We start from the raw sequence: 23,704 nt of genomic DNA, 5'->3' as shown, positions 1-23,704 counted from the left end.
ACCGACGCCCCCCTACTTCTTCTTCGGAAAGTCCAGCACGGCCACCACCGGCGAGCAGGACGGGAGCGCCGACCAAGAGGGGGCGTCGAAGATGAAGCGGGCGACGGCGCAGGTCGGCATGCGAGTGATACCGGAGGAAAAGCCATGAGCCAGGTCGGTGAAGGCAGGATCATGACCCACCAGCAGTACGCAGGCGAGATCATCTGAAAGCGCCCCCACCACCCCGAGAAGGGTCCCGGCATCGCTCTCGTAGAGGCCCTCGTCGATGGCGATGTGGTTCGGGGAATAACCCAACTCTGCGGCAAGCAGCCGGGCGGTTGTCAGAGCCCGGCAGGCGGGGCTCGAGAGGATGAGATCGGGCTTCACCCCCAGGTGTGCCAGGCGAACCCCCATCAGGGGCGCATCGCGCAGCCCGCGCGCCGCCAGAGTACGAGCGCGGTCAGACAAAGATGCGTCCTCCCAGCTCGACTTGCCATGGCGTACCAGGATCAGGGTTCTTCTCATGACGCACTCCCTGGTTGATAAGGGCGACAGGCAGCCCCTCAAACCGCCCCCCGTTTGCCAGCATGAAGGGGCAGCAGCACCATGACCACCATGGTCAGCAGCACACCCCCTACCCCCCAGCCTACCTGTTCCCAGTGTACTGTCTCCCCGGTCAGCATGCCGGTGAGCAGCACCATCACCGGGATGAGGTAGGTATAAGCTGACACCTGTTCCGGTTGCAGCGCCACGCTCCCCTGCTGGAACAACAAGAAGCTCAGCGCCGTGGCAAAGAGAGCCAGATAGCCAAGTCCCAGCCCCACCGGCAGGGAGACCCGGCTCCAGTCGGTTTCAAGCAATCCGGGCAGCGCCACCGGGGTGAGCAGCACAGTCGCGCAGATGAGGGTCCAGCCGGTCAGGTGGAGGAAGGACTCCCCCCGGTAGCAGCGCTTGATCAGGATGGGGTTGAGGGCCATGGCCACGCAGCCGAACAGGTAGATGCGATTGCCGGGAGTGAGGCTGAGGTTCGCCACCAATCCCAGATCGCCGCGAAAGATGATGAGGGCCGCAGCCACCATGCCCCCCAGCAGGGCCAGCCCCATTCCCCAGCCGATGGCGCGGCGCAAGATCACCATGCCGGCCAGGGCGCTGATCAGCGGCACCGTGGTGTAGAGTGCACTGGCATCGAGGGCGCTGGTCTCCTGCAATGCCACGAACATGGCGACGAAGTAGCAGAGGGCCGGCAACGAAATGAGGGTGTAGCGTCCCAGATCCCGCAGGGAAGGCAGCACCAGGCCCCCCTGATACCCCAGCACCCCGACAAAAATGAGGGAGGCCAGCAGGTAGCGCACCCAGGTGACCACCAGCGGGTCCAGCACCGCGGTGAGGGCGCTGCCGATGGGAAACGAGAGGCTGATGAGCAGAGTGAACAGCAACACCTTGCCGTGGGCCTTTGCAACATGGGGACGTGAAGACATGGGATACACCTGTCAGCAAGGGCGCCCGCAGGCGCCGACGGAAGAGATCAATAACCGTGGTCGGTCGCAGGGGACAGCTTGCCCTCGCCCAGGGTTGCCAGCAACTGGCCAAGCAGGCTGGAAGCACCGAAACGAAACCGCTCGGCCACCAGCCACTCCTCGCCAAAGAGTGCGGCCGCCATGGCGAGATACTCCGCCGCCTCCCGTGCGCTTTTCACCCCGCCCGCCGCCTTGAACCCCACCCGATCCTGCACACCGCACTCGGCGATGGCCGCCAGCATGGTGCGGCACGCCGCCGGGGTGGCATTGACCGCCACCTTGCCGGTGGAAGTCTTGATGAAGTCGGCCCCCTCCTCGATGGCAAGCAGGGAGGCCACGCGGATAAGCGCAGGCTCCTGCAGCTCGCCGGATTCGATGATCACCTTGAGCACCCGGGCGCCGCACAACGCCTTGCAGCCGCGCACCAGCGCCCGGGCGGGTGCCTCGTCCCCGGCCATCAAGGCACGCCAGGGGATCACCAGATCGATCTCGTCGGCGCCATCCGCGAGGGCGGCGCGGGTCTCGGCCAACACGGTTGCCAGATCATCGTCGCCGTGGGGGAAGTTGACCACGGTGGCAACCTTGACCTCGGGGGTGCCCTGAGCCGCCAGGGTGAGCCTGGCCAGCCCCACGAAGCGCGGGTAGATACAGACCGCAGCGGTGTTGCCGACGGGGGTTCGGGCCTGATGGCAGAGGGCGATGATGCGCGCGTCGTGGTCATCGTCATTGAGGCTGGTGAGATCCATCAAGCGGATGGCCCGGATGGTCGCCTCTGTGGTGGCGCAGGCAGGTTCAAAAGCAGTCACGTCGTTCATAAATAGCTCCTGTTGGGATAAGAGAGGGGCGCCGCAGCGCCCCGAAACAAAGGGTGAGAGACTCAGGCGAGGGAGAAGAAGACACCGGCGATGGCGGCGCTCATCAGGTTGGAGCAGGTGGCCGCCAGCACGGTACGCAGACCGTAGCGGGCGATGAAGTCGGTGCGCGACGGGCAGAGGGTGCCGAGGCCACCGATCAGGATCCCCATGGAGGCCAGGTTGGCGAAGCCGCACAGAGCGAAGCTGATGATCACCTTGGACTTCTCCTCCAGCACCTGCAGACCGGCAGCGGTGACCGTGCTGGCGTCTTTCAGATAGGGCGCCAGATCGCTGTAGGCCACGAACTCGTTCACCACCAGCTTCTTGCCGATCATGGCGCCGGCAATGCCGATGTCCGCCAGCGGTACCCCGAGCAGGAAGGCGAGCGGCGAGAAGATCCAGCCCAGGATGAGCTCGAGGGAGAGCGGCATGCCCACCATCTCCCCCACCCCGCCCAGCAGGGTGTTGACCAGGGTCACCAGACCAATCATGGCGATCAGCATGGCGCCGATGGCCGCCGCCAGCTTGAGGCCGCTGCTGGCCCCCTCGCCTGCCGCTGCCAGCACGTTCTCCGGCTTCTTGCCATCAAACTGGATACTGTTGTCAAAGACGTAATCCGGCTGGCTGGTTTCGGGGATGATCAGCTTGGCAAACAGGATCCCGCCCGGCGCCGCCATGAAGGAGGCCGCCAGCAGGTACTGCATGTCCACTCCCATCATGGCGTAGCCCGCCAGCACGGTGCCGGAGACCGAGGCCATGCCGCCGCACATGACGGCGAAGAACTCCGAATCGCTCATCCTGGGCATGTAGGGTTTGACCACCAGCGGGGCCTCGCTCTGGCCGACGAAGACGTTGGCCACCGCCGACATGGATTCGGTCTGGGAGGTGCCAAGCAGCCGCGCCATGGCGCCACCGATGATGCGGATCACCACCTGCATGATGCCGAGGTAGTAGAGCACGGCGATGAGCGCCGAGAAGAACACCACCAGCGGCAGCACGTTGAGGGCAAACACGAAGCCGATGCCATCCACCGAGAAGTTGACCAGGTTGCCAAACAGGAAGTGGATACCCGCCTTGCCGCTTGCCAGCACGGCGTCGACCCCGTGGGCCATCCCCTCCAGCGCCCGGCGCCCCAGCGGTACATAGAGCACCAGGGCACCGATGGCGACCTGCAAGGCCAAGGCCAACCCCACGGTGCGCAGGCGAATGGCCCTGCGGTTGGTCGATGCGATCACGGCGATGAGGATCAGCGCCGCCATACCGAGAAATCCTGCTGCAAACATAACTGACCTCCTGGTCGTTCCCTGCTTACTGGAAGTGGTGCTGGATGAAGGCGTTGATGAGGCGGATGAAGTCCGTTTCCGCCAGCTTGGCGCACTTGAGGGTCTGCTCGTGGGAGAGCTGCACGTCGCCAAGCCCCTCCGCCATGTTGGTGATGGCGCAGATGGCCAGCACCGGCAGTGCGCAGTGGGCGGCACTGACCACCTCGGGCACCACCGACATCCCCACCACGTCGCCACCGATGATCTGCATCATGCGGATCTCGGCCGCGGTCTCGAAGCAGGGTCCGCTGTAGGAGACGAACACCCCCTGATTGACGGCGATCCCCTCCCGCTCAGCCAGCGCCAGCGCCTCGCTGCGCAATGCCTTGTCATAGGCATTGGCCAGGCTGAAGAAGCGCGGGCCGTAGGCCTCGTCATTGGCGCCCGTCATGGGGGTGCCCGGCATGGTGTTGATGTGATCGTTGAAGATGACCAGGGAGCCGACCCCGATGCGCTCCGGGCGCAGCGAGCCGGCCGCATTGGTTACCAGCAGCAGCTCGCAGCCCAGGCGCTTGAAGGTGCGCACCGGGGTAGTCATCACCTTCATGGTTTCGTGTTCGTAGTAGTGGCCGCGCCCCTTCATGCAGACCACGTCCACCCCGTGCAGCTTGCCGAGCACCAGCTCGCCGCTGTGACCGGCCACCGTGCTGACCGGGAAGCCGTCCAGCTCCTCGTAGGGAATGGTGACCTTCTCTTCCAGCGCATCGGCCAGCACGCCGAGGCCGGAGCCCAGGATCATGGCGGCGCGGGGGGCAAACCCCGGCTTGCGGGCAAGAATGGTGGCGACGGCGTTGAGTACGGGATCGTGTTGCATGAGTTGTACCTCTTGAGGCTGTGAATGAGACATGACGCTCACTCTAGGGGAGGTATTGGACGACAAAAATCGCTAAAATCGGCCTGATTATCCCGATATACAACACAATGACCGGCGTAGTGGGGTAATGACGCACCCGAAATGGCCCAAAAACCGCTGCTTCATGCCATTTCTCAGTCAAACGGGTCGCCGGAGGGGGAAAACCGATGTGATGCGGATCGCGGTGTCAGGAGGGACCCGCCTCCCTGCCCCGCCATTCCCGTGCCCAAACTTTGACGGCGATCTCACCCTTAAAGCCTGGAGAGACCATGTTCCCGGACACCCAATGGCGCGATCGCGTCACCCTCAAGATGTTGCGTTACTTCCATGAAGTGGCCAGCCAGGGCCACTTCAGCCGGGCAGCCCTACGGCTCAATGTCTCCAAATCGCCGCTCAGCGCCCAGATAAAGGAACTCGAATCCCTGCTGGGGGTGACCCTGTTTGAGCGCCACACCCGCCAGGTGAACCTGACCCCCACAGGGTGCCTGCTGCAGGCCGAATGCGATCGCCTGTTCGACGTGCTGGAGAGCGGCCTCAACCGGGTGGTGCAGGCAGGGCGCATGGAGCGCAACCAGATCCGCATCGGGCTGGTCAGCTCCATCTTCTGGGCCGGCTTTGGCGAGGTGATCCGCCAGTGTCACCAGCGCCACCCCGAGTGCGAGATCTCCTTCACCGAGCTCTCCCCCGAGCGCCAGAAGCAGGCGCTGGCCAGCAAGGAGATAGACATCGGCCTCGCCCGCTTCGCCGACACCCTCAACATCCACCCGCTGCAGGCCGAGACTGTCTATCGGGAGTCCATGGTGCTGGTGGTATCGGACGAGCATCCCCTGCGGGATCGCAAGCGGGTCTCCCTCCCTGAACTCGCCGCAGAGCCCTTCGTGCTGATGAGCCGCGCCAACTCCGCCTCCACGGATCTCATCATCAACGCCTGCCTGGTGGAGGGCTTTTACCCCCGCCTGCGTCAGGAGGTGGTGGAGCCCAATACCCTGATGGCAGTGGTGGCCACCAGCCAGCAGGTCGCCCTGGTGCCCGCGAGCTACGCCCGCCAGAAGTGGCCCCACGTGCGCTTCATCCGCCTCGAGCAGGGGATCCCCGCCGATCTCTGCGTGCTCCATGCTCCGCCCCTGGCCGGGCAGCCGACGACCACCGCCATCCGCCACTTCATCGACACCATGAGCGAGCAGATGAACCTGCCGGAGCGAGGCTGAAGGCAAAAAGCCCGATGAGGGGATCATCGGGCTCTGCGGCAAGGATCAGGGGCTCACTTCTTCCATGAAGACAAGCCGAAGGGGTTCGGCCAGCAGCTCGTCCGCCTGGCGAGCGAAAGCCTGGAAATACGCGGTCTCACAGTGGGCATCCAGGGCGGCCTGACTCACGAAGGCTTCCCGCATGTAGAAGGTGCCGGGTTCATCCTTCAACTCGAACAGCACGTAATCGAGGTTGCCCGGCTCCTGGCGAGTGGGGTCAATCAAGGTAAGCAGGGCATCGCGAAGGCGCTCTCCCATGCCGTCACGGGCCTTGAGCACCGCGATCGATACCAGTTTGTCTGTCTCTTTTTTCATCCAGTTTTCTCCGTTGTACATCGTCAACACGCCAGAGAGTGCAACCTGGACAGCGATTTATACTGCCGGATGCCCCCCATCAGACGTTGCCCAGTGTAGGCAGGACGGTGGAGGCCATATAGGGGGGCAGAATGAACACTGTGTTCAACGGGGTGGATAACCACGCCGTGCACGGAGGAACAAACGAGCGGGAGGGATCATGGCGCAAAGGGTGGCAACGGGCCCCGCCAGGGGGCGGCACGGCTTGCTGCCCCCTGGTCCAGGCTAAGGGCCTGCAGACCAGCGCTCAACGTCAAGGCAATAGGTGGTGAAAGGGTGTTCGCCCAGGCGCGTTTTCCTCACCCAGATGGCCCGTCTGGCGAGGGATCGATAAGGCGGGCGGGTATCCAGCAAGTGAAAGAGGATCGTCCGATGGCCAAGCTCCCTCGCCCACCCCATCATCTCGTTGAAAATCGCCACGCCACTTCCCCAGCCGCCCCTGGCGAGCACAATGGCAAGCTCCACTCCCTCGTCATCGGGCTGGATGCCGCACCACCCCGCCAGGGTGCCGTCGAGGAAGATGGCGCGCACGCGGCAACCTGGCCGGGCGTCGACTCCCAGCTTGTGCGCCATCCAGTCGCGCACCCCGGCCACATCGAAAAGCGGGTGAGGGATCAGGTGCTTTCGCAGCGTCTCATCGTTGAGCAGCGGCAGAAACTCCTCTGCCCTGACAGCAGAAAAGGAGCTGAACACCATGGAGGTCTCTCTCATTGCGCGAAGAGGCGCCCCTAGTAGGGGGTGCCATCCTTGTGTCTGGCTGACCAGGCGCCATCGGCACCCTGTACCAAGGCCAGATCGTCGTCGGGATAGTCGACGGTATCCCCTGGCAGCCTGTCCCCCACCTCAAGATAGACAGCGTCCACCTCACCGTGGTTGAGCAACTGGTGGGCCAGGCCGCTGCCCCCCTTGAAGCCGATGCACTCCCCCGGCGACATCCGGTACTCCTCCTCCCCGTGGCGCAGGGTGGGATTGCCCGAGAGTACATAGACGAACTCGTCCTGCAGGCCGTGATGGTGCTTGAGCGCCGAGATGGCCCCCGGTGCCAGGGTCGTCAGGTTGACCCCGAAATTGGCGAGGCCGAAATGATCCCCCAGCCTGCGCCGAGTGCGGTGCTTGACCAGGGAGGCAAAGGGCTCCGGATAGAGGGACTTTGCCTTGTGCTCGGGGATGGCCGTTGCCTGAATGGCGCGTTTGTCAGTCATGTTCTGATCCTCCCTGTGAATGACGTCTCACTTTATAGCCTGCTCCTTAGCGACAAAACATGGGCAGGGGTTGAAGGGGTGTCTCGCACACCATGTCATGCCCGGTTGCCGCCAGATGGCAAAGACGCCCTGTTTTTCGTTTGGCTATCTTAATGGCACACCGGAAAATGGGAAGCCGCGTTGGCAACCTCACCAATGGAATGAAGAAGGTGGCCCGCGATCACTGGGAAGCACCCTCTTCCAGCGGCCCGGTATGGAGGGGCACCGGCACATGCAGACCCGGCGACTAGAGCACCTCAATCCTGACCTTGATAAGCCCGGATCGGGGATTGCCGATGGCGCTGAACGCCGCTTTGGAGAGATCGATGATGCGCCCGCGGGGGAAATTGCCCCTGTCGTTGACCCGCACCACCACGCTCTTGTCGTTGGCCAGGTTGGTGACCCTCACCAGGGCGCCGAAGGGCAGTGTCATGTGGGCGGCGGTGTTGGCGTGGCGCTGGTAAGGCTCCCCGCTGGCGGTGCGCTTGTTGTGGTAGCGATCGGCGTAATAGGAGGCGAGCCCCGTCTCGCTATAGCCTCGCCAGTTGCCCGCACTGCCTGCATCAGGCTGGCTGCTGCAGGCGGCCAGCAGCAGGCACAGGGAGGCCAGCAGCCCTTTTTGTCGCGTCGTCATGCGTTGCTTCCTCGATGGGACAGAGCGACCGGCATCGCCAGTCGGGCTTTCGTTAACAGGGGCCTACTCTCTCACATTTCCCATGGAAAACGGGAGGCCCAGGCCTCCCGTTTGTGTATTCACCCGTCAGCCCCTGTCAGGGGAAGATGTCAGGCGATGAGCTTGTCGTCGGCGAAGCCAAAGCCGCGCAGCCCCACCACATGCACGTGCTCGTGCTTGCCCTGCACCTTGCGGATGAGCTTGTAGGTGGTGCCCTTCTCGGGGCTGATGTTCTCCGGCGCCGCGATGAGGAGCTGCATGTCCTGGCGCTCGCACAGCTCGAACAGGGTGGCGATGGATTTGCCATCAAGCCGCGCCGCTTCGTCCAGGAACAACAGGCGGCAGGGAGCGATGTCCTTGCCGCGCAGACGGCGGGACTCCTCCTCCCAGCTGATGAGCACCATCAGCAGGATGGCCTGACCGGTGCCGATCGCCTCGCCGGTGGAGAGGGCGCCGCTCTCGGCACGCAGCCAGCCGTCGGCCCCGCGCTGCACCTCGATCTCCAGCTCCAGGTAGTTGCGATAATCCAGCAGCACGTCTCCCATCACCTGATAGTTGCGCTCCCCCTGCTCCACCTGCGGGTTAAGACGCTGGAAGAGCTTGGCCATGGCCTCGGAGAAGCTGAGCTCCTTGTCGGCGAAGAGATCGTTGTGCATGGCGCTCTGATCGGCGAGTGCGGTCAGGAGGCGAGTGTGGGCCTCGCGGATATTGACGTTGAGACGCACCCCGCGCACCAGACCGAAGGCGATGTTCTGCAGGCCCTGGTTCAATACCCGGATGCGGTTCTGCTCCCGGCGGATGATGTTGGTGATCTTGGCCGCCACCTCGTGGGAGGAGAGGGACAGATGGGTTTCCCGCTGCTTGAGCTCGTCGGCGAGGCGCGCCAGCTCGATCTCCATCTCCTCGATGGCTTCCACCGGATCGTCCGAGCGGATGATGTCGTTGCGGATGCGATCTTTGAGGTAACGGTAGACCTGCACGTAGAAGGCGACCTTCTGCTCGGTGCTGCGGTTGCCTTCCGACAGACGCAGCGCATCGCGCAGGGCCTCGTCGTGGGCCACCGCCACCCGCAGGGCGCCGAGGGCCTTGTCCGACATGGAGCGCAGCTCGTCGCTGTCAAGATAAGCCAGCTCGCGCTTGTTCAGACGCTTCTCGACGTCGGTCTCCCGTGCCAGACGCACCACCCGCGACCAGCTCGCCTTGTGACCCACCAGGGATTTACGGGCGCTGTAGTAATCCTTGCCTTCGAGCTTGAGACGACCGCCAAGGGATTCGATTTCGCGCTTGCACACCTGCAACTGGGCCTCGGCGCTGGTGCGGCGGGTCCGGGTGCGGATAAGCAGCTCTTCAATCTCTTTCTTGTGGGCACGGGCCTTCTCTTCCATGTCATCCGACAGGGTCAGCCCCATGGCCGCCAGCTCCTGCTCGAACTCCGCCAGGGTCTGCCCCTTGGCCGAGGCGCTGGAATCGAGCGCCGTGCGCAGTTGCAGCGCCTCGGTGTGGCGCTGGGTGATCTGCTTGTGCTGCTCACCGGCGGTGCGGGCGGCAAGCTCCGCCGCCTTGAGCTTCTCTTTGAGTCGCTCGCTCATCTCGGACGCCTTGCCCAGCAGGTCTTGTGCATCCTGATAGGCAAAGTGCGGCAAACGGGCCACCAGCTGATCGAGGGCGTAGCAGCGGCGTTTCTGCTCGGCCAGCAGGTCGCTCACCTCGTCAAAGGCTGCCTGCAGGGCCGCCAGATCCTGGGGATCCTGGCGCAGCACCTGCACCATGGTTTCCAGTTTTTCCAGCGCCTTGCCGTGCCTGGCGATAAAGGCTTCGGCTGTTTTAAGGGCCTCCACATCGGCGTGAGCCGCCTCGAGGCGGGCCGCCAGGTCTGCCTCGGCAAACAGGTGGGCAAAGGGCAGCATCCCCTGCACCAGCTGGATATGGCGGGTCAGCTGGGCGGCGGCGGCTTTGGCATCACTCAGCTGCTTGTCGCACTCGGCGATGGTTTCTTGCAGCTTGCGCTGCTCGTGCTGCTTGGCCTGCACCTCGGCTTCGGGGTCCGGGCGGAAGGCGATATCCAGATGCTGGCCGATAAAGTCGCGGAAGTGGCCGTAGAGACGGTGGTACTTCTGCTGCTCGAAGGCGGCCTTGGCGTAGCCCTCGATGAGGTTTTCCCGCTCAAGATCGAGCTGCTCGATCCGTTTTTCCCGGGCGGCGCGGCCAAACAGCGGCAGCTCGGGGTAGCGGGAGAAGCGCACCTGACGCTTGCTGGTGCGCACCAGCACGGCGTCCCCCAGCTCATCCGCTTCCACCAGATCCTCATCAAAGGAGTCGGGGTTGCCCTGGATGAGGTAGATATCTTCCGGGCAATCTTCCAGCTTTTTCATCCGCTCGATGGCGCCTTCGAGGTCGAGCACCACCAGGGCGCTGCGAGCCGGGCCGTAGAGTGCGGAGTAGTAAGGGGCATCATCGATGGAGATGTCGTCATAGACGTCCGAGAGCAGCACGCCCCCCACCTGCTCGGCGATGCGGGCAAGACGCGGATCCGCCTCCCCGGCCCCCAGCTGCAGGTTGCGAATTTGCAGCTCCAGCGCCTGTTTCTGGCCCTGAATGCGGTTGCTCTCCTGCTCGAACTCCCGCTCCTTGTCGAGCACGCTCTGCATGCCGGAAGAGAGTTCTTCGGCGGTGGCCAAGGCCAAGCCACTCTGCTCGCGCAGTTGCTCGAGTTTTTCAAAGGATTTGAGCCAGCGCGGGGCCAGCTTGGTCAGTTCCGCGATATCGCGACCCAGCTGAGTGCCCTGATGCTCGAGGCTGGCGCGGCGCTGATTGGCCTCTGCCTGCTGCTCGGAGAGCTCCTCCTGGCGGGTGCGCTGGGCTTCGAGGAAGATCTCCAGCTCGTCCTGGCTGGCAATGTGCTGACCAGACGCCTGGGCCAGCTCGTCTCGCAGCCGCAAGAGCGTCTTCTGGCTTTCGCTCTCTTTCTCGAGGCGAGCCAGCGCGGCGCGCAGACCCTGCCCCTGGGCAATGCGGGCCTTGTCTTCGATGTGGCGCTTGAGCAGCGCCTGCGCGGTGGGCCAGGCGGCCTCGCGCACTGTCTCGGGGGCGATGCTGAGCAGCAGCGCCAGCGCCGCTTCGTGTTCGGCCACCGCCGCCTTGGCCAGCGCCAACTGCTGCTCGGCCCCCAGCACCCGGCTGGTCAAGCTCTGCTCGGCTGCGCGGAACTGGTGCAGGGTGTCGCTCGCCTGCGCAGGCTCGAGCCCCGGCAGCTCGCACTGCTCGCGGGCGTTTTCCAGGGCCTGCACCGCCTGACGGTACTGGATGGCGCGGGTCTGCTGGATATCGAGCGCCTGCTGGTAGTCGGCGAGCTGGGTCTTGAGGCTGTCTACCTCTGCCTGGGCCAGCTCCTTGCGCTCTTCCACCTCCAGCAACTGGCCGTGGATCTCTTCCACCACCGCCTGCTGCTGCTCCAGCTTGTCGTTGAGCTCCGCCAGATCGGCGCGATAGAGGGCAATCTTCTTTTGCAGCGCCACGGCCGCCATCACCTTGGCCAGGTGCTCGGCGGCGGACTCCAGCTCGTCGGTCAGGAGCTTCTCGCGGTTGGTGAGCTGATCCACCTCGTCCGCCAGATAGATGGCGCGCTGCTTCTCCTCGGCCAGCAGGCGGCGTTTGCCGGCGAGCTCAGAGCGTGCCTTGAGGGCCAGCTCGGAGAGGCGGCTCTTCTCGGCGGCGCCCCGCACATACTCCGCGGCCACATAGTGGGTGGTCTCGGTGATGAGATTCTTGAAGAGATCCCGCTGACCCTGGGTCTCTTTGATGGCTTCCAGGGTGCGGCGGTTCTCGTAGATGGCCGCCTCCATGTCCTGGAACGCCTTGCGTACACCGGAGTTCTCCGGCAGCAGGTATTCACGCAAGGAGCGGCTGATGGAAGACGAAATACCGCCGTAGAGGGAGGCTTCGATCAGGCGATAGAACTTGCCACGATCCTTCTGATCCCGCAGCTTCTTCGGGGTGATGCCGAACTCGAACATGAAGTTGTGATAATCGGTCACCGTATTGAACTTGGCGACCTTGATGGCGCCGAGCTCCGCTGCCGCCCCCTTCAGATCGGCGAAGGCACGTACCCGGCCCTTGCCGTCGTCGAGCTTCTCCAGCAGCAGATCCGTGGGCGCCAGGTGCTCGGGCACATCCACCAGGGCGAACGGGGTGATGTTGACCTTGTTGTCACGGTTGGCCACCTGTTCGAGGTGGACGCCGACCCAGATCCGCTGCTCGCGGCTGTTCATCACTTCCAGCAGCGAATAGCAGTGGCCACGCTGCAGCTTGCCGTAGAGCCCCTTGTCGCGGGAGGCACTGCTGGAACCCGCTTCCGTGGTGTTACGGAAGTGAAGCAGAGACTGGTCGGGGATGAGGGCCGCGATAAAGGCCGCCATGGTGGTGGACTTGCCCGCGCCGTTGCCGCCGGACAGGGTCGTGACCAGCTGGTCGAGATCGAAGGTGCGGGCGAAGAAGCCGTTCCAGTTGACCATGGTCAGGGATTTGAATTTGCCTCTCACGCCACACTCTCCATCAAACCGGCAGACACCATCAGTGCCGGCACATTAACGTTGCAGATCATCTTCCACCTCCAGCTCCAGCTGCTCTTCGTCCAGATCCTCTTCGATATCCTCGAACAGGGAATCGCTGCTCGGCATCTCGTCGTCGTGGAAAATGGCCTCCCCTTCCTGGATCATCCGCAGTTGCACCGCGCGGGGATCCTCGTCGGAGCGCACATCGGCGGCGAAGCGGAACACGGATTCGTTGACCCGGAATTTGTCGCTGTTGCCAAGGGGGGTGATCATCCCGAGGCGCTTGAGGCGACGCATGGAGGTGCGGATCTTCTCGAGGAGCTTCTTCTTGTCCAGATCCGTGCCGCCGGAGCGGCTGTTGACCATGCGCAGCAGTTGCTTCTCGTCCGCCAGACTCAGCACCTCTTCTTGCAGCTCACCCATGGCGAACACCCCTTCAGAGGCGAGCCTGTCCGGGCTCAGGAACAGGTAGCAGAGCACCTTGCCCACCAGCATATCGAGCTCAGATAACACTGTTGTTCCGATGTCGGCGCTCGGGCGCGGACGCAGGTAGAAGAAGCCTTCCGGCGCCTTGATGAGTTCCACCTGATAGCGCCCGTAGAAGATCTCCAGCTCCTGGTGGTACTCCACCAGGGCCGAGTGCTGCTCGAATTCGTCGGCACTGATGTGGCGACCGGAGCGCAGGGCGGTGTCGATGCGCGGAAACAAGGGGTTGGCGATGGCCTCTGCGAGACGCAGGGGCAAGGGGAATTCAGTATTGATCGATGACATAGGCCTGAACCTTGGATCCAGCTTGGTTGATGGGTTTCCATGCGGGTTGGCGGTGGTGCTCGCGCTCACCGCTGGCATGGCCGAGACGCACGGCCTGATCGATCAGGAGGCGCGCCACGTCGAAGTGGGCATGAGCCGGGTAGTCCAGCAGGTATTCCCGCAGCACGTCGGCAAGATCCAGCCGATCTCCCTGCTCCGGGTAGCGGGCCAGGTAGCGCTCGATGCGCTCCGCCAGCTCCTGGTTGATGTCCACCATCTCCACGTACTCCATCTCGAGGGGCACCTCGCCGGTCACCTCCTCGTCGTGGATGGCGATGGTTTCATCCCGCAGCTCCAGCAAACGGGGCTCTTCGGCCACCCGCAACAACCAGCTGTGCTGCTCGAAGTTGCGGATGGATTCCCGCAGCCGCTGGCTGAAGGCGCGGTTCTTGTCCATGTCGATGGCGTTGCGGATGAACTTGTGAACGTGCCTGTCATAACGGGACCAGAGCTCGATGCACTGCTGGCCCCAGGCGGTGATGACGTCCAGACGCCCCTGCAGGGCGTGGGTCAGCTCCTCGACGTGGAACAGATCCTCACGCCCCTGGGCCGCTTCCTGAATGTTGAGCAGCCCCGCCTGCAGGCGGTGGCCGGCGGCGTCCAGGGTGTCCTGCAACTCGCGCAGGGTCTGGCCGGTCTCGTGCAGGAGCTTCTCGCAGCTGTGAATGGCATCGACCCAGTTCTGGGTCAGCAGGGCCGCGATCTCGCTCTTGACCTGGTTTTGCTGCTCGTCCATGGCGCGCTGGGTGAGATCGATGCGCCCGAGCGTCTCTTCCAGGGAGAAGGAGAGGCGCGGCAGCACCTCGGCGTCCCACTGCTCCCGGGTGTTGGTCTCGAGCGCCGCCTTGCGGGCGGTGTCGAGCTCGGCCGCCAGGTGCTCGAGCAGGATGGAGAGCTTGATGGAGTCCACCTGGCGCTGATCCATGAAGAAATCGACGATGCTCATGCCAAGGCGCGACAGGCGGTAGAGGCTCTCCCCCGCCACCATGTCGGTGGTGAAACGCGACAGCAGTTGCTGGCGAATGAGATCGTTGATGGCGTTGTTGGCGCGACCGGTGAGGGTCTCGTCCATCTGGCCGAAGGCACTGCTGACATAGCCAAAGGCATCGTGCAGCGCGGCCTCCGAGAGATCAGACTCGTCCTCGGAGAGCGTCTTGATCGCTATCAGAAAGGCCAGCCTGTCGGTGGGGAGGTTCAGCGCCAACCCCTCCTGTCTGACCCATCCCACCGTCTCTGGCAGGGTACGGGATGTACTCATCATGACGTTATCATCTCGTTGTTATAGTCGGCAGGTCTTCGCCCGCCGTGGTGATATAGGCCGGGGTCGGTGGCGCCCCGGCGGCTGGATCCCGCATCGTATTCACGCCGGTGTGTCTCAACCGGCCGGTTTCTGGGCCATCACATGGATGTAGCGCCCCAGGGAAACAAAGGGCTCCTGGCGGCAATATTGCTGCTCCATGGCCAGCAGGTCCTCGAACTTCTCGACCTGATCCTGCTTGTGGCGCATGTAGTCGTGGATGACGCGCACCCCGGTCTTGCCGATGATCCGCAATCCCCCCCGGCCTATCCAGTCATAGACCTGCTCCGGCAACTGAGGGTTGGTGGGAGTCAGGGCTGTCTGGCGTTTCTTGCGAAGGCCCAGGCGCACATAGTCGAAATTACCCACCACCAGGCTCTGGAACAGGAGGCCGTGACGATTGTAAAAAAGCAGCGACAGTATGCCCCCAGCCTTGACGAAAGGGAACAGACCCAGCAAGGTCTGGCGCGGCTCGGCGAGCCACTCCAGTACCGCATGACAGAGCACCAGATCGAAGGTGCCGGTCACCTGGTGCTTGAGATCCTGAATGGGGCAATGGATGAGACGAATTCTGTCTTCCAAGCCCTTCTGGGCGATCTGCTCCCGGGCCAGATCCAGCATTTCTGCCGACAAATCGCACAGCTCCACCTGATGGCCCATGGCCGCCAGTTTCTGGGCGAAGTAGCCAAAGCCGCCGCCGGCATCCAGGATGCGCAGCGGCCGGTTGCCCAGGCGCGCCAGGCAGGCTTCGATGTCACTCCAGACAATGGTGGTGCGAATGCGCCCCTTGGTGGAGTCGTAAATGTTGCGAGCGAACTTGTCCGCGCGCCCGTCAAAACTCTGATCTTGCTTCAAGACACACTCATCTTCGACCGCCCCGCCATGAGGGCCGCAGGAGGAACCACACAGGATTGGGCCACAGGAAAAAAGAGGGGTATTCTGTCACATCCCGAATTTGCTGAAAACTCAAGGACGTGTCTGTCGTGTTCGAGCTCAACTTCTTTGTCATCAAGAAATGGCTGGGCCATCTGCTGATGCCGCTCCCCTTCTCTCTCTCCTTGTTGGTGCTGGCGCTCGCGTTGCTCTGGTTCACCCGTTTTCAGAGAACCGGCAGGCTGCTGGCGACCCTCTCCTTGGTGATCATCGCCCTGATGGGGACGCGGCCGGTGAGCTACGAGCTGGCCCGCAGCCTGGAGCAGACTTATCCCCCCTTCGAGGTGAGCCAGCATCCTGACATCCAGGCCATCGTCGTGCTGGGCAACGGTCATGTGAGCGATCCGGCCATCCCAGAGCGCGCCTGGCAAAACAACATCTCCCTGGCGCGCACCCTGGAAGGAGTTCGCCTGGCTCTGGCCTATCCAGAAGCCGAGCTGGTCTTCTCCGGTGCCGTGACCGGGGATCCCCTGTCGAACGCCGAGGTCAACGCCCGCATGGCGGCCAGCCTTGGCATCCCGCGTGCGCGCATGACGTTGTTTGAAAACAACAAAGACACCCATGACGAGGCGGTCAGCATCGCCGCCCACCTCAACGGCAAGCGGGTGGCGCTGGTGAGTTCGGCCACCCACCTGCCCCGGGCCATGGCCCTCTATCGCAGTCAGGGACTCGATGCGGTGCCGGCTCCCACCGATTACACCGCCAAGCAGAGTCAGGAGCCGCAACCCCTCTACAGCTACCTCCCCAAGGGGCGTTATCTGATGTATTCCGAGGCTGCCATTCACGAGTGGATTGGGGTATGGTGGGCCCGTTTGCGTGGGCAGGTCACCGAGTGAGCAATCGCGCCTTGCATTCCTGATTTGGATCAGGAAAGAGAAAAAAAATTACGTCATTTGCCGCCGGGTCAGCTATCTTGGGCTCGGTTCAATTCATATAATGTTGCGCAATCAAATGCCTAGGAGATATAGAAGATGAGACAGCACCTGGTAATGGGTAACTGGAAACTGAACGGCACCAAGGCTTCTGTAGAAGCCCTGATCAAAGGACTGACCCCGGCCGCTGCCGCTCATCCTTCCGTGCAAGTGGCCGTCTGCCCGCCGGTTATCTTTTTGGGTCTGGTTGAACAGCTGACCGCCGGCAGCAAGATCGCCTACGGTGCCCAGAACGCCGACGTTCACGAGTCCGGCGCCTTCACCGGCGAAAACGCCCCCTCCATGCTCAAAGCCTTCGGCTGCACCTACTCCCTGGTCGGTCACAGCGAGCGTCGTACCCTGCACGCAGAGACCGACGACGTGGTGGCTGCCAAGTACGAAGCCATCCAGAAGGGCGGCCTGATCCCCGTGCTGTGCATCGGTGAAACCCTGGCCCAGTTCGAAGCCGGTACCACCAACCAGGTGGTCGAGACCCAGCTCAAGGCCGTGATCGATCGCTGCGGCATCGCCTCCTTCGAGAACGCCGTCATCGCTTACGAGCCGGTATGGGCCATCGGCACCGGCAAGACCGCCACCCCGGAGATCGCACAATCCGTGCATGCTCACATCCGTCAATACCTGGCCGGTTTTGATGCAGCCGTGGCTGCCAAGGTACAGATCCTGTACGGCGGCTCCGTGACTGGCGCCACCGCTGCCGACCTGTTCGGCCAGCCGGACATCGACGGTGGCCTGGTGGGTGGCGCGTCCCTGAAAGTGGACGACTTCTCCCAGATCATCGCTGGCGCCGCCAAGTAAGCGCCAAGCAAAGAGGGGCCCCGCCCCTCTTTGCATATCGCTTTCCTATGGACCCTCTCGCCATAGGAAAGCCGATATAGTAAAAGCGGCCAGCCGTATTATTCAGAATCTTGATTTTCGACAACTCAGATCCAGAGGCACTCATGACCAAACAAATCAAACGTATTGGTGTTTTGACCAGTGGTGGTGACGCACCGGGTATGAACGCAGCCATCCGCGCCGTGGTGCGCGCCGGTCTGCATCATGGCCTGGAAGTTTACGGCATCTATGATGGCTACCTCGGTCTGCACCAGGACCGTATCGTCAAGCTCGAGCGTCACAGCGTCTCCGACGTCGTGAACCGTGGCGGTACATTCCTGGGCTCCGCCCGTTTCCCCGCCTTCAAGGATCCGAAAGTCCGTGCCGAAGCGGTCGAAAACCTGAAGAAACACGGCATCGACGCCCTGGTGGTCATCGGCGGTGACGGCTCCTACATGGGTGCCAAGAAGCTGACCGAAGAGGGCTTCCCCTGCATCGGCCTGCCGGGCACCATCGACAACGACATCGCCGGTACCGACTTCACCATCGGCTTTGATACCGCTCTGAACGTGGTGGTTGACGCCATCGACCGCCTGCGCGACACCTGCAGCTCCCACCACCGCATCTCCGTGGTCGAGATCATGGGCCGCCACTGCGGCGATCTGGCCATGTCTGCCGCCGTTGCCGGTGGTGCCGAATACGTGATCGTGCCGGAAGTGGCCTTCGACAAGGAGAAGCTGCTGCAACAGATCAAGGAAGGGGAAGCCAAGGGCAAGAAGCACGCCATCATCACCATCTGCGAGCACGTCACCGACGTCAACGCCCTGGCAAAAGACATCGAGGCCATGACCGGCCGCGAAACCCGCGCCACCATCCTGGGTCACATCCAGCGTGGCGGTTCTCCCACTGCCCGTGACCGTATCATGTCCAGCCGCATGGGTGCCTTCGCCGTTGAGCAACTGCTGGCGGGCCAGGGTGGCCGCTGCGTCGGCATTCAGGGCAACGAGATGGTGCACCACGACATCATCGACTGCATCGAGAACCTGAAGCGCCCGTTCAACCAGGAGCTGTACGATCTCTCCACCACCCTGTTCTAAGAGCTGTGGTCTGACAAAAAACCCTCCTCTGGAGGGTTTTTTTATGCGGGCTCCTCACCCCCTCCTCCCTCTGCGGAGGCCCGACTATCCACTGGCCACTGTCGCCATCTCTTACCCCTTGCCCGGCGGCCCTGAGCCTCTGACCCCACGACCTTCTCCTTTACTTCTTTCCCCCGCTTTTCTGCTTGTTCACCTTGTTCGCGACGGGTCTGGATAAAGGCCCTCGTGCCGCAGTGCCACGGCCCTGCGCCAGGCCTCCCCTGCCCTTCATCCCATCACACTGGCGCCATATAGCAAACCGGGTGGGCCGACGATATCGCCCGCTTCCCCTGCGCGCGGGCCCAGTGGCTCGTCCCCCCAAGAAAACAGCGAAAAACGGGGCTTCCGACCACCCAAGGCCCCATGAAGATCGAACCTCCATTTTCCCGCCTTCCCCCTTTCCTTCCATGCTCCTTTGGCGGCCGTTTTGTCGTTTTTTCGTACTCTTTTTGCTCCCATCCTGTTTGGGATGAGCAGAAAATTGAGCCTTCATCGGATAACCCTGGCTGGCAACAGCCTTGCAGACTGGGGTTGGGAAACAAGTTGTGAGAAAACATGACATGGGATGACAAAACCTGGCTGACAACCACCAACCTCCCTAGGACGACATCAATCGGCGCATCCCGCAGGCCATTTTGCTGATGAAAAATGGAGATCACCAAAAAAACCCAATTGGAGCCACCAAGAAGAGAGCCACAAAAACAACATAACTTAATGTATTTAAAGACTTTATATGTATCCACTTTCACTGATATCACCATAAAACCCTTCCCAGGACAAAAAACGCCCTTAAACTTGGGAAAATGCAGCCATATTTCACCGACAAACCATTTTCGCCTCATAATTACATTTTTCGTTGTTTTATCGTTCTGTTGTGGTATCTTGGTTCCATCATGAGCCAACCAAGGGAGATAAAATCATGAAAGAGTTCGTAGTTACCGCCGTTTTCACCGTGTTTTTCACTCTGGTTGCCGTCTCCATGCCGTCGCTGGCACAGCTCTAAGTCGGTCAATCAGTCATCTGCCACCTCTGCACCAGAGGGGCGGTTCAAAAAACAGACTGCAATATGGGTTTTTGACGTGCTCTGACAAAGAATGATGCCAAGCCATCATTGAATGCGATCTGCGCGCACAAAACGACCTCGTCGACATCCATGCCATCTTTCAAGGGGAGCCCGGGCTCCCCTTGTCGCATCTCCCCCTGCGGGATTTACTCTTGCCTCCCTGCCCGTCACAATGGCCGCTGGATTTGCCACGCAGGAACCACCATGACTCAGGATGCCTTGCGCCACTGGCGCCGCGACCTTCATCGTCACCCCGAAGCCGCCTGGTGTGAATTTCGCACCACCACCCTCATCGCCCAACACCTCAGTGAACTCGGTTTCTCCATCATGCTGGGGGATCAACTGCTCGCCAGCACCCTCATCATGGGACGGGAAATAGACGTCGAGGCCCAGAAGGCCCGCGCCCTGCACCAGGGGGCGCATCCGGAGTGGCTGACGCGGATCGACGCACTCACCGGCGTGATGGGACTCTGGGATAGCGGGCGCCCCGGCCCCACCCTGGCGTTTCGCTTCGATATCGATGCGGTGGAGGTCGAAGAGAGCCAGGAGGCGTCACACCTGCCCGGCCAGGGAGGCTGGCACTCCGCCAACCCGGGCTGGATGCACGCCTGTGCCCACGATGGTCACACCGCCATCGGGCTGGTGCTGGCCGAGCGGATCGCGGCCCTCGCCGATCGCCTCACTGGCCGCATCAAGCTCTTCTTCCAGCCGGCTGAAGAGGGCTGCCGAGGCGGCAAGGCGCTCGCGGCAGGGGGGCAGCTCGACGACGTGGACGCCCTGCTGGCACTGCACATCGGCATTCACGCGAGCAGTGGTGAGCTGGTGGTCAACCCCACCGAGTTTCTCTGTTCAACCAAATTCGACGTGGAGTTCATGGGGCAAGCCGCCCATGCGGGGCTCGAGCCCAACGCGGGCCACAATGCCCTGGCAGCGGCCTGCATGGCCACCACCGCCATGCTCGGCATTCCCCGCCATCGGGACGGCATGACCCGCATCAACGTGGGGCAGCTCAACGGCGGCAGTGGACGTAACGTCATCCCGGGCCATGCCCGCCTGATGGGGGAGACCCGTGGCGCGACGCCAGCCCTCAACGACTACATGTTCAATCAGGTGCAGCAGATTGTGGAGGGGGCGGCCCTGATGCAGGGCGCGACCTACCACATCCGCAAACAGGGGGAAGCGATCGGCATCGAGAACAGCCCAACCCTCATCGAGGAAATCGTGCCTCTCGCACAGGGGAATTCCCTTGATACCATCCACACCCGCCGCTTCGGGGCCAGCGAGGATGCCGGTTTCCTCATCGAGCGGGTACAGCAGCACGGCGGCGAAGCCGCCTATCTCATCCTGGGAGCCAACCTCGCGGCCCCCCACCATCATCCGGAGTTCGACTTCGACGAAACCGTGCTGGCCCCCGGAGTGGCCTTGCTGGAGGCCTGGCTGCTCGCCCGCCTCGGCCGCTAGCAGACGCCGAATGCAAACAAGGCAGCCCATGGGCTGCCTTGTTTTTTACACCCTTGCGGGCATAGGGGACCTACTCTCCCAGCACGATCGCGCAGAGATGGGCGAAGTGGTGGATCTCGTGGGTCGCCTCGCACGGGACTGTCTCCCGTCCCGGGTTGTACCAGCAGGTGGCAAGCCCCTGGGCGGCGGCACCGGCGATGTCGGTCTTGGGATTGTCCCCCACCATCAACACCCGCGCCGGGCTCGGCTGACCCATCTGCGCCAGGGCATGCTGGAAGATGGCCGCCGCCGGCTTGGTCACCTGCACCTCGTCAGAGATAACGAGAGGCTCAAACCAGCTGTTCCAGCCCAGTTTGTCGAGGCGCCCGCGCTGGGGCAGGCTGAAGCCGTTGGTGATGATCCCCATTCTGACCTTGCTCTTCAGGGCCTGCAGGGTCTCCTCCACCCCCTCCAGCGGCACGCTCAGGGCGATGATCTGCTGCAGGAAGGTCTCGTTCATCGCCATGGGCGCCACGTTGACCTGCTCGGCAAAGAGCGAAAAACGGGTCTGCTGCAGGTGGGTGGCGTCAATCTCCCCTGAGTTGTACTGCTGCCAGAGCCGCTGGTTGAGGGCATGGTACTCCGCCATCTTGGGGGGAGTCGGCGCCACGCCGTAGATCTGCAGGGTCCGCTCCAGCGCCCTGGCGACCGGAAAATCGAGCAGGGTTTCGTCCAGATCGAACAGCACCCAGTCATAGCTTGCTTGTTTCACGCTTGTCCTTATTGATTGTGCTTGGCCACGTTGTCATGCGTCGGGCGCACCCATCCCCAGAGGGCTGTCGAGCAGGGTCAGGGTCAGCCTGACACCAAAGCCGGTTACCTCGCTGCCCACCACGCCATTGCCCCCCTTGTTGCGAAAACCACTCAGGTCGAGGTGCAACCAGGGAAGCTCGGCGGGCACGAAGCGCGTGAGAAAACGGGCGGCATCGATGTGATCCGGGGAGGCGCCCGGCGCGCACTGTAACAGATCGGCCCACTCGCTATCGAGGTTGTCATCGTAATCCTCGTCCAGGGGGAAGGGCCAGACTCGCTCCCCGCTCTGCTGGCCCAGCGCTATCAGAGTGGTGAGCCACTCGGGGCGGTTGGTGAAGGCGCCGCTGTAACGGCTGCCGAGCGCCCGTTTACAGGCGCCAGTCAGGGTGGCGTAGTCGATCAGCAAGTCGGGTTTGTCCCCGGCCGCCAGGGTCAGGGCATCCGCCAGCACCATGCGACCCTCGGCGTCGGTGTCCACCACTTCGATGGTGGTGCCGTTCAGCGCGGTCACCACCTCACCGGGCCGGAAGGCCTGCGGGCCGATGTGGTTCTCGGCGATGGCGAGCCAGCAGTGCACCTCAACGGGGAGTTTCGCCCGGCTGATGGCCAGCAGCGTGCCAAGGGCCACCGCGCTGCCCCCCATGTCCAGGTGCATGCCATACATGCTGCCACCGACTTTCAGGTTGTAGCCACCGGAGTCGTGGCAGATCCCCTTGCCCACCAGCGCGACGCGGCGCAGCGGGTTGGCCGGACAGTAACTGAGCCTGACGATGGCGGCCTGACCGTCCGCCGAACCACGGGCCACCGCCAGGAAGGCGCCAGCCCCCTTCTGTGCCAGGGTCGTCTCATCAAACTCCTGCCACTGCCACCCCTCCTGCTGCGCCAGCTCCCGGGCATAGGCCCGGTAATGACGGGGATTGAGCTCGGACGCTGGCAGCACTGCCAGGTGGCGAGCCAGACCGTTGCCTTCGGTTTCTGCGCTCAGGCGGGCCATGTCCAGCTCGCAAGGGGGGGAAAGTTGCAACTGCTGATAACCCGGTCTTGTCGCCTCACTCCGTTTCTGGGTCGGCAGGGTCACATCGGCGGCGAGCAGGCAGGCGAGCACCACCCTTGCCAGTTGCGCGCGATGCTCATCGTCAAAGCCCTCCAGATGGAGCGCCAGGTGCGTCGCCTTGAGGCCCGCCAGCGAGCCCACCCAGCTGCGCACCTGCTTGTAGAGCCGATGATCCAGGGCCGGGCGGGCATCCATGAAGATCACCCGTTGCAGCCCCTGACTGTCGTCAAGGGAATAGGGGGCCTTCTGACCCAGGGCTATCTGGGTTGCCACGGCGGCAAAGGGAGGCGTCGCCAGCAGGGTATCGCGCGCTGAGTCGGCAATGAGCAGGAGTTTGACGGCAGCCGGCCCTGCCATTACTTCGGCGAGGGAGGTGCTCTGCATCGTGATTTGGGGAGAAGAATAGCTAAAAGGGGTCATCACAGGGTGCGGCCTCATCCATGAACAGAAAGCAGGATGATACCGAACAAATGGCGAGAGGGATCGGAAAAACACACATTATTGTGTGCAAGCAACAGATGCTGGAGGTAATCAGAGAGGTAATTCAGAAGAAAAGCAGTCAGAAGTTGGTTGCGGGGGCCGGATTTGAACCGACGACCTTCGGGTTATGAGCCCGACGAGCTACCGAGCTGCTCCACCCCGCGTCCGAATTGTATTGCCACCACAAAAAGCAGAGCAGTTGCTTCTTGCTGTCTTCGTCTCCACCGCAGGCGCTAGCGCTTGCCATCGACACAAATAGTTGGTTGCGGGGGCCGGATTTGAACCGACGACCTTCGGGTTATGAGCCCGACGAGCTACCGAGCTGCTCCACCCCGCGTCCGAA

The 23,704-nt window shown here is 62.8% G+C and carries 20 protein-coding genes and 2 tRNA genes; 5 read left to right on the top strand and 17 right to left on the bottom strand.

Annotation, left to right across the window (positions count from 1 at the left end; all coding sequences use genetic code 11):
• Positions 1-12 precede the first annotated feature (12 nt).
• The 5 genes from AB5Y80_RS05395 to xapA form a co-directional block, all read right to left on the bottom strand.
• Positions 13-504, bottom strand: coding sequence for a histidine phosphatase family protein (locus tag AB5Y80_RS05395; RefSeq protein ID WP_368172606.1), 492 nt, complete (start codon positions 502-504; stop codon positions 13-15).
• 38 nt (positions 505-542) lie between these two features.
• Complete coding sequence (locus tag AB5Y80_RS05390; protein ID WP_128314273.1) at positions 543-1,457, bottom strand: DMT family transporter; 915 nt, start codon at positions 1,455-1,457, stop codon at positions 543-545.
• A gap of 47 nt (positions 1,458-1,504) precedes the next feature.
• The gene (gene deoC, locus AB5Y80_RS05385; RefSeq protein ID WP_368172605.1) at positions 1,505-2,311 is read right to left on the bottom strand and encodes a deoxyribose-phosphate aldolase; all 807 of its coding nucleotides are present in this window, start codon (positions 2,309-2,311) and stop codon (positions 1,505-1,507) included.
• Between the two features lie 62 nt (positions 2,312-2,373).
• On the bottom strand, positions 2,374-3,633 hold the full coding sequence (locus tag AB5Y80_RS05380; RefSeq protein ID WP_323890436.1) for a NupC/NupG family nucleoside CNT transporter: 1,260 nt from the start codon (positions 3,631-3,633) through the stop codon (positions 2,374-2,376).
• Positions 3,634-3,658: 25 nt separating this feature from the next.
• A complete protein-coding gene (xapA, locus tag AB5Y80_RS05375) occupies positions 3,659-4,486 on the bottom strand; it encodes a xanthosine phosphorylase (RefSeq protein WP_323890438.1) in 828 nt (275 codons plus the stop codon).
• A gap of 308 nt (positions 4,487-4,794) precedes the next feature.
• Here xapA and AB5Y80_RS05370 point away from each other — a divergent pair, with 308 nt between their 5' ends.
• Positions 4,795-5,733 (top strand): LysR family transcriptional regulator, encoded by a 939-nt coding sequence (locus tag AB5Y80_RS05370; RefSeq protein ID WP_319909213.1) that lies wholly within the window; start codon positions 4,795-4,797, stop codon positions 5,731-5,733.
• Between the two features lie 45 nt (positions 5,734-5,778).
• Here AB5Y80_RS05370 and AB5Y80_RS05365 read toward each other — a convergent pair whose 3' ends face one another.
• The 8 genes from AB5Y80_RS05365 to cmoM form a co-directional block, all read right to left on the bottom strand.
• Positions 5,779-6,087: a putative quinol monooxygenase gene (locus AB5Y80_RS05365; protein WP_042879252.1), complete on the bottom strand. Its 309-nt coding sequence runs from the start codon at positions 6,085-6,087 to the stop codon at positions 5,779-5,781.
• 264 nt (positions 6,088-6,351) lie between these two features.
• Positions 6,352-6,837 (bottom strand): GNAT family N-acetyltransferase, encoded by a 486-nt coding sequence (locus AB5Y80_RS05360; RefSeq protein WP_368172604.1) that lies wholly within the window; start codon positions 6,835-6,837, stop codon positions 6,352-6,354.
• Between the two features lie 17 nt (positions 6,838-6,854).
• Positions 6,855-7,328: a cupin domain-containing protein gene (locus tag AB5Y80_RS05355; RefSeq protein ID WP_041215097.1), complete on the bottom strand. Its 474-nt coding sequence runs from the start codon at positions 7,326-7,328 to the stop codon at positions 6,855-6,857.
• A gap of 286 nt (positions 7,329-7,614) precedes the next feature.
• Positions 7,615-8,001 (bottom strand): septal ring lytic transglycosylase RlpA family protein, encoded by a 387-nt coding sequence (locus tag AB5Y80_RS05350; protein WP_042863918.1) that lies wholly within the window; start codon positions 7,999-8,001, stop codon positions 7,615-7,617.
• A 149-nt stretch (positions 8,002-8,150) separates the two neighbouring features.
• The gene (gene mukB / locus AB5Y80_RS05345; protein ID WP_368172603.1) at positions 8,151-12,578 is read right to left on the bottom strand and encodes a chromosome partition protein MukB; all 4,428 of its coding nucleotides are present in this window, start codon (positions 12,576-12,578) and stop codon (positions 8,151-8,153) included.
• Between the two features lie 45 nt (positions 12,579-12,623).
• Positions 12,624-13,361, bottom strand: a complete 738-nt coding sequence (gene mukE, locus AB5Y80_RS05340) for a chromosome partition protein MukE (RefSeq protein ID WP_029314572.1) — start codon at positions 13,359-13,361, stop codon at positions 12,624-12,626.
• Positions 13,342-14,661, bottom strand: coding sequence for a chromosome partition protein MukF (gene mukF, locus AB5Y80_RS05335; RefSeq protein WP_042863922.1), 1,320 nt, complete (start codon positions 14,659-14,661; stop codon positions 13,342-13,344). Before mukF ends, mukE begins: the two co-directional genes overlap by 20 nt.
• 114 nt (positions 14,662-14,775) lie before the next feature.
• A complete protein-coding gene (gene cmoM, locus AB5Y80_RS05330; protein ID WP_039040723.1) occupies positions 14,776-15,552 on the bottom strand; it encodes a tRNA uridine 5-oxyacetic acid(34) methyltransferase CmoM in 777 nt (258 codons plus the stop codon).
• A 128-nt stretch (positions 15,553-15,680) separates the two neighbouring features.
• On the opposite strand from cmoM, the gene elyC reads away from it, so the two are divergent.
• The 4 genes from elyC (at position 15,681) to AB5Y80_RS05310 (ending at position 21,035) form a co-directional block, all read left to right on the top strand.
• Entirely contained in the window at positions 15,681-16,466 is a 786-nt protein-coding gene (gene elyC / locus AB5Y80_RS05325; protein WP_368172602.1) for an envelope biogenesis factor ElyC, read from the top strand.
• A 135-nt stretch (positions 16,467-16,601) separates the two neighbouring features.
• Positions 16,602-17,357 carry a triose-phosphate isomerase gene (tpiA, locus tag AB5Y80_RS05320; protein ID WP_029314576.1) on the top strand — a complete coding sequence of 252 codons (756 nt, stop codon included), beginning with the start codon at positions 16,602-16,604 and terminating at the stop codon, positions 17,355-17,357.
• 143 nt (positions 17,358-17,500) lie between these two features.
• Positions 17,501-18,472, top strand: a complete 972-nt coding sequence (pfkA, locus tag AB5Y80_RS05315; protein ID WP_010674852.1) for a 6-phosphofructokinase — start codon at positions 17,501-17,503, stop codon at positions 18,470-18,472.
• Between the two features lie 1,306 nt (positions 18,473-19,778).
• Positions 19,779-21,035 (top strand): amidohydrolase, encoded by a 1,257-nt coding sequence (locus tag AB5Y80_RS05310; protein ID WP_368172601.1) that lies wholly within the window; start codon positions 19,779-19,781, stop codon positions 21,033-21,035.
• A gap of 70 nt (positions 21,036-21,105) precedes the next feature.
• On the opposite strand, the gene yjjG is transcribed toward AB5Y80_RS05310, so the two are convergent.
• The 4 genes from yjjG to AB5Y80_RS05290 all read right to left on the bottom strand — a co-directional run bounded on the left by yjjG (position 21,106) and on the right by AB5Y80_RS05290 (position 23,698).
• Complete coding sequence (gene yjjG / locus AB5Y80_RS05305; protein ID WP_042879264.1) at positions 21,106-21,786, bottom strand: pyrimidine 5'-nucleotidase; 681 nt, start codon at positions 21,784-21,786, stop codon at positions 21,106-21,108.
• Between the two features lie 33 nt (positions 21,787-21,819).
• Positions 21,820-23,304 carry a leucyl aminopeptidase family protein gene (locus AB5Y80_RS05300; protein ID WP_368172600.1) on the bottom strand — a complete coding sequence of 495 codons (1,485 nt, stop codon included), beginning with the start codon at positions 23,302-23,304 and terminating at the stop codon, positions 21,820-21,822.
• A gap of 144 nt (positions 23,305-23,448) precedes the next feature.
• A tRNA-Met gene (locus AB5Y80_RS05295) sits at positions 23,449-23,525 on the bottom strand.
• Positions 23,526-23,621: 96 nt separating this feature from the next.
• Positions 23,622-23,698, bottom strand: a tRNA-Met gene (locus tag AB5Y80_RS05290).
• Positions 23,699-23,704: the final 6 nt, after the last annotated feature.

It is taken from the genome of Aeromonas sp. R2-1 (genome assembly GCF_040908425.1).
GTDB lineage: Bacteria > Pseudomonadota > Gammaproteobacteria > Enterobacterales > Aeromonadaceae > Aeromonas > Aeromonas caviae.
This window is presented reverse-complemented; position numbering and strand designations above follow the sequence as displayed.